The sequence below is a fragment of the Aerococcus sp. L_32 genome (assembly GCF_050689315.1).
The window spans coordinates 1-4488 of the sequence record NZ_JBOEQF010000174.1 but is presented as its reverse complement, the minus strand read 5'-3'; the positions used below and the strand labels follow the sequence as shown (position 1 = coordinate 4488).

Here is a 4488-nt window from a genome sequence, read left to right as displayed (position 1 = left end):
AGGTATCACTTTATTTTACTTGAGCAATAGCTACTTTTACTTGTCAGCGCCCTTTTTAATCCTTGGTTTATTCGGATTAATCCTTAAAGACGGGACTTTTGACCTGTTTCAGTACAGTTGGCGTAAGTGGAAACCAAGTGTTTTCTCACAAAATAATTCAAAAAATGATGATGACTCAGAAAGAAATGTACAAACTTTGTCCCAATCAATGGGCAACTGGTACATCGGCTTCCTAAAAATCGGTGGCAGCTTATTAGCAATAAGTTTAATCTTCCTAATCGCCTATTACATTATATAGAATTACCTGGGGTGGACCAAATTATCCGCCCTTTTTATGATATGTTATACTAGTTATCATTACCGTGAAACATTATATCCCTAATCATGTTATTTTTCTTACCTAACTTCTAGTAAGCAAAACCCTATCAACCCACCTTCAATTTGGTCTTAATCTACGGTTAAGGCCTTTTCATTACCCAATTAGTACTACTGGGCTTCACAGGCCTAACGCGCCTTAAAACGCAAATAAATCCATTTGGTGGCATGTCTAGAATTATTTGTAACCTAGTCAATCTCTTAGAAACATTCACCAAAAGCAGTACAAATTCTAACACAATTATCATTTAGCGTCAACATTCCTCACATATCATAATAAAAACAACCCGCCAAGGCTTGGCGGGTTGTTTCAATAAGTTTCAAATGTCAGCTGAAATTATTCTGCTGCTGTTTTTGAAGCCCATTTGAATGAAGTTGATGCACCAACTTGGTGGTGAACAACGCCTTCAACTGTTGGTTGCTCTAAGTAAGCACCGTAACGTTGGTACAATGGTGCGATACCAGCTTCTTCTAAAATTAAAGACTCAGCTGCGACTAAATCGCTCCAACGTTTATCTAAGTCTTCAGTTTCATCTGATGCAGCTTGGATTAACGCATCGTACTCTTCATTTGAGTAACCAGAATTGTTATTATTTCCATCAGTTACGAATAACTCTAAGTAGTTAATTGGGTCAGCATAGTCAGCGCCCCAACCTGCGATTTGTAAATCGTAGTCTTGACTATTATCAGCTGCTACACGGTTCTTGAACGGAACTGAAACAATTTGTACTTGTAAACCTGGTAGGTTTGTTTGTAATTGCCCTTGGATATATTCAGCTGAACGTTTGGCATTTTCAGTATCATCAACTAATAATTCAAGTGTAATTGAGTCAGTACCTAACTCCTCTAGACCAGCATTGAAAGCTTCTTGTGCTGATTCTACATCATAGTCAACAAATCCTGTACCTTCAGTTGAATCTTCACGGAAGTCAACATCTGTTGATGGGTTACTTGCTAATCCTTCTGGTACTAAGTAGTCAGCAGGTAGCGAGCCATTTTGTAACACTTGGTCTGCAAATGATTGTTTATCAATCGCTTGTGAGATACCACGACGAATATTTGTATTCGCTAATGGTGTTTCTTCACCGTTACGTTCTTGGTTCATCTTGATATAGAATACTGTCGATTCTGGCGCATTATCCATGTTTGGATCACCTTCACGAGCCGCTACATATTCACCAGATACTGTAGAATAGTCAATCTCACCAGAATCAAATAGGTTTAATGCAGTTGAAGTTTCTTTAAGTACTTGGTATTTAACTGTATCTAATTGAACATTATCTGCATCCCAGTAGTTATCATTTTTCTCTAATGACCAGTTCAAGTTTGTACCATCCCAACCAGATAAGGCAAATGGTCCATTATATAAAACTGTATCTGAGTTAGTTGCGTAAGTGTCACCTTGTTCTTCCACGTATGTTTGGTTAAGTGGGTAGAATGGTGCCATTGACAATATACCTTCCAAATATGGCACAGGTTTCGCATATGTTACTTCTAATGTTTTATCATCAACCGCAACAGCACCCAATTCTGAAGGTTCCATTTCGCCAGCGATGATTTCAGTTGCATTTTGGATGATACCGTCCGCTAAGTATGAGTATGGCGCTGCTGTATCAGGATCAACTAAACGTTGCCATGCATATACAAAGTCATTAGCTGTTACAGGGTCCCCATTTGACCATGTAGCATCTTCTTTAATTTTGTATGTGTATACAGAACCGTCTTCAGAAATTTCCGGTTCGCCGTCTAATACACCAGCTTCATATTCACCTTCAGCATTTTGACGGTATAAACCTTCATTAACGTTGTTCATCATATCAAATGAAACTGTATCTGTAACCATTGTCGTATCCATTGTTGGTAATTCAGAAGTTGTCGTCCAGTTCAATACTTGTTCGCTTTCGCCAGAACCATTTGAACCTGAATTGTCACTTCCATTACCACAGGCCGCTAGCACTAAACCTGATAAACCAATCACTGCAAGTGATTTAAATAAACTTTTTCTTTCCATAAGAACATCCTCCATATTTAAGCAAATTGCTTAATTAGATATTTATTACAACATGGAGACAATTTACTAGATTTTGAATACGTTGTCAATCTTTTTTTCTCATTATTTTCATGAAATATTCATAATCCCCTCATAAATAAAGACAACCGTTGAAATTTTATCTACGGTTGTCTTGTCACTTGTTCAATTATTGTATTTTATTCTGCACTAATTAAAGTGGCAGTACGTAAGTCAAATTCGTTACCTACAGATCTGAAAGTGATACCTTCTAAGTTAGGATTTCTTAATTGTGTTTCTACCTCTTGGTATAACGGAATCCATGCCGCATCTTCTGTTAATACCTCTTGGGCAGCAACAAAGTTTTCCCAACGTGCTACTGGATCATTGGCATTTTCACCTTTAGCAGCAGTAATTTCTGCATCATAAGCTTCGTTTGAATAGTCCCCACGGTTGTATGGCCCATCAGTTTCAAATAATTCAAAGAAGTTGATACCATCTGCAAAGTCAGCTGCCCAACCTGTAATAACTAAATCATAATCACGTGCATCTTCTTGGCTTAGACGGTTTTTCTTAGGTACATTTTGCAATGTTAAAGTGACACCTGGTAAGTTATTTGCAATTTGTCCTTGGATATACTCAGCTGTTGTTTTACTTTTCTCGTCATCATCACCTAATAAGTTCAGTGTTAATGTTTCAACACCTAACTCATCTTGTGCTAATGCCCAAAGTCTAGCTGCTTCTTCTGGATCATATTTATCTTCAATTGCAACTTCAGAGACAAAATCTTCTTCCGTTTCTGGGTTAAAGATAAAGTTTTCAGGTACAAATGTAGATACAGGGTTTGATCCATCACCGATTACATTAGTTGCCAACTCTTTGTTGTTGATTGCATAGTCGATTGCTTCCCGAAGATTTTTATTTTGGAATACTTCGTTATTATAGTTGAAGGCTACCCAGTAGTTTCTCGCTTTCGCTTGTTGTACAGCGTCTTCATGATTTAGATATTGCTTAGCTAATTCTCCTGTTAATAATGAGTTATCAACGTCACCTGCTTCAAATAAGTTGACGTTTGTCGAAACTTCTTTGATAACTTGAACATCTACTTCATCAATGGCAATTATATCAGCATTATAGTAGTCTTCATTTTTCACTAACGACCAAGTTAAACCTGTACCATCCCAGTCAGTCATAGTAAATGGACCAGAGAAAACAAGACTTTCTGAATCAGTACCGTATGCATCCCCTGCTTCTTCAACGAAAACTTGGTTTTGTGGATATAATGGCGTGAAAGCTAATAAGTTTTCAATATATGGAATTGGTGTTTCTAAACGAATTTCAATAGTATAATCGTCTAAAGCTTCAACACCTAATTCTTCAACCGCTTGATCACCATTCAAAACACCTTCAGCATTTTCAAATCCTGCTAGTAAGTATGAGTATGGTGCCGCCGTATCTGGATTAGCTAAACGTTGAATTGCATATACAAAATCGTGAGCTGTAATTTGATCACCATTTGACCAAGTTGCGTCTTCGCGCATTTTGATTGTATAAGTTAATCCATCTTCAGATACCTCTGGCAATGATTCAGCCAAGGCTGGTTGGATTTCATTTACATCATTTTCCCAATATAAACCCTCTTGAACATGTCCAATATAGTTAGCACTATTCATATCTGTTACTAATACTGAGTCCATTGTAGCAATTTCAGTTGGTGCCACATAATTGACTACCGCACTTGCTTCCCCATTTGCAGCTTCAGTATTCCCACCACTACTACCACAAGCACCTAATAAAGCCGCAGTTGCTAGCGTAACCAAAAAACTTTTCTTTATCTTCATAGAAATCTCCCACTTCTAACATATTTTTAATATAAATATCATTTTATCTCATTATTTTATTATGTCAATGGTATCAAGCTATAATTTTTGTCAGTAAAAACGATCACGCACAAATTTTTAAAATTTTCTGCAACTTTGTATGCGCGACTTTCACTTAAGCTGAAGTTGACGAAGACAAAAAAGCACAGATACCGAAGTACCTGCGCTAGGATGTTAACTGTCTGAATATTCGAAAGTGTCATAGCGACCTAAATTGGTGCAATA

General features: G+C 37.2%; 3 protein-coding genes. 1 reads left to right on the top strand and 2 read right to left on the bottom strand.

Going from position 1 to position 4488, the window contains the following annotated elements:
- On the top strand, window positions 1-298 hold a 298-nt coding region (locus tag ACRCJ0_RS09815), incomplete at its 5' end, for a DUF3899 domain-containing protein (RefSeq protein WP_431390319.1).
- A 414-nt stretch (window positions 299-712) separates the two neighbouring features.
- Here the strand turns inward: ACRCJ0_RS09815 and ACRCJ0_RS09810 are convergent.
- Window positions 713-2386, bottom strand: a complete 1674-nt coding sequence (locus ACRCJ0_RS09810; protein WP_069286067.1) for a peptide ABC transporter substrate-binding protein — start codon at window positions 2384-2386, stop codon at window positions 713-715.
- Window positions 2387-2583: 197 nt separating this feature from the next.
- The gene (locus ACRCJ0_RS09805; protein ID WP_431390318.1) at window positions 2584-4224 is read right to left on the bottom strand and encodes a peptide ABC transporter substrate-binding protein; all 1641 of its coding nucleotides are present in this window, start codon (window positions 4222-4224) and stop codon (window positions 2584-2586) included.
- Window positions 4225-4488: the final 264 nt, after the last annotated feature.